The sequence below is a fragment of the Shewanella benthica KT99 genome, from assembly GCF_000172075.1.
GTDB classification, from domain to species: domain Bacteria; phylum Pseudomonadota; class Gammaproteobacteria; order Enterobacterales; family Shewanellaceae; genus Shewanella; species Shewanella benthica_A.
Map to the genome: position 1 here is coordinate 1 of NZ_ABIC01000094.1, position 2,259 is coordinate 2,259.

The 2,259-nt window shown below is 43.7% G+C and carries 1 protein-coding gene and 2 pseudogenes; 1 reads left to right on the forward strand and 2 read right to left on the reverse strand.

Going from position 1 to position 2,259, the window contains the following annotated elements; translation table 11 throughout:
- Positions 1–266, reverse strand: a pseudogene (locus KT99_RS19620) (23S rRNA accumulation protein YceD); the annotation flags it as partial.
- A 338-nt stretch (positions 267–604) separates the two neighbouring features.
- Here KT99_RS19620 and KT99_RS19625 point away from each other — a divergent pair.
- Positions 605–1,195 carry a Maf family protein gene (locus tag KT99_RS19625; protein ID WP_005503762.1) on the forward strand — a complete coding sequence of 197 codons (591 nt, stop codon included), beginning with the start codon at positions 605–607 and terminating at the stop codon, positions 1,193–1,195.
- Between the two features lie 299 nt (positions 1,196–1,494).
- On the opposite strand, the pseudogene KT99_RS19630 reads toward KT99_RS19625, so the two are convergent.
- Positions 1,495–2,259, reverse strand: a pseudogene (locus KT99_RS19630) (IS1595-like element ISSbe2 family transposase); the annotation flags it as partial.

Here is a 2,259-nt window from a genome sequence, read left to right on the forward strand (position 1 = left end):
ACTGAAGTCGACCGTACCTCTGTGGTAAATAGCGTCATGCAGCGTTGACATATCAGAGTGAGCTCCGTCACAGCCTTCCCTTTAAGGTAGACTATCCCCTGTAAATCTTCACCACATTGTAACGACACTGTCACATTGGAACAGTCGCCGGCACTTAACTCATTCAACCGTTTTAATTGCTTACCCGGGATCAGGCCTTCAAAGGAAAGCTGACTCGAGGCCGCACGTATTGGATCGATTGAAACCGGTATCTTTACTGTTTGCATAAGGCGCGCATACTATAGTTTGAAATCCTCAGAGTCAAAGGAAATTTCCAATCTTAATAAAGAAGAAGGAAATCATTGATTCGTTTTAACTCTGAAAACAAAAATTGATGGATTAGAAATTTTACCCAAGCTGTCCCATTTACTCAAGTGTTTCATGCTTAAAATAGCAACGTTCAAACCCATTTTAGTGAAGAAACTTCCAAAGTGCGTGTAACCTGCACAATAACAGGGCTAAACTGCGGGGCATAATTGCTGAAACGAACTTATACTCGAACTTACACAATTTTATAAAAACGCTTCAGTGAAATCATCTTCTGCCCCTCGAGGACATTCATATCATGTCGACACCCATCATCTTAGCGTCAACCTCTCAATACAGAAAACAGATCTTAGCTAAGCTCGACTTGCCCTTCTGCTGTTGTGATCCACGAGTCGATGAAACCCACTTAGTCGATGAGTCGCCTGCAGAGTTGGTAATAAGGTTAGCCGAAGCTAAGGCTAAAGCCGGTGCACTGCAATATCCTCAAGGCCTAGTCATTGGCTCAGATCAAGTCGCGGTCATCGATGGTAAGATAATAGGCAAGCCTTTAGACCACGAGACCGCAGTGAAACAGCTGACGGCTTCATCGGGTAAAGTCATCACCTTTTACACGGGTATTTCACTGCATAATATTACTTCGGGTCATAACGACAGTCTTTGTGAAACCTTCAAAGTGCACTTCAGGCACTTATCTCCACAGCAGATCGAATATTACCTATCGAAAGAGCAGCCATATTACTGTGCAGGTAGTTTCAAATGTGAAGGCCTGGGCATTGCCCTGTTTGAGCGCTTAGAGGGAAAAGATCCCAACACCTTAATTGGGTTGCCCTTGATCACGCTCACCGAGATGCTTGCCAGACAAGGCTATGATGTTCTAGCTCAGAGGTAAGCACTAAAGTATGACTTTATGCACCTAGATTTAATCATTTAGCATTAGTTATCTTCTCTATGGTTAAGAAAAGCATGATAACTGGCCGGAAACTGATGTTGAAGAAGCGCTCGCGCTCGTCACTCAATGTCGCTGGGCCCCATAATAAAGAATCTTGGAACCAGCTTATCTATCTCGGCCAACGTAGGCCACTATGTGGTTGAAGCTGGATTCAAGTAATAAGTGCAACACTCTGTTCAATATGGACTTGTCCTCGATCATATCTCAGGCCGATAAAGATACATGCTTATGTACCTCACTCAGTACGAATGTACCGGCGCATGAATTATTGCCAGATTTAACCGCCTATTAGGGATTTCTTTTTCCATTTTTCTTCGGTTAAACCGATAACAGAACTCACTAAGGTATTCGTGAAGGTATTTTCCCGAAACTCCATGAAATGTGCCGAGTAAAAAGGCTTTTAAGTTACCTATTGCAATATGAACCCAAGGCAACCATTCATCGACCAACTCACTCGGTGTAACCCTAGCTTCATGCTGTTGAGTGTTATCTATGATATTCAAAGCGGCTAGTCCGTCAGTATGAACTTCTTGCTGTGCATTTAAGTGCCTAGCAACAAAATCGTTAACGGCTTCATGACAAACACTGTCGACGGCCTGCATAGCGATAAATCCCGCGCGTTTCACTTTGCTTTCAACAGCAATTAACACAGGCGTTTACCCTGCGGCTCCACGTCCGCGTTTACCTTTTCTCTTTCCCCCAACGAAGGCATCATCCATTTCAATGAGACCTGAAAGCCTATATAGACTGTCTCTATGACCCATTGCCGTTCTCAACTTGCTCAATATTAAGCGTGCCGTTCGCCAATTAACCTCTATGAGTTTACTGAGTCTCAATGCTGAAATGCTGCCTTTATCTGAGCCGAGAAAGTAGATGGCCCAAAACCACTTCGCTAAGGGAATACGGCTACCATGGAATACAGTATCTGCGGTGACAGATGTTTGTTTATGACACTGACTACATTCATAGACATCACGAGTAGTGAGCTGATAACTATGCTCACA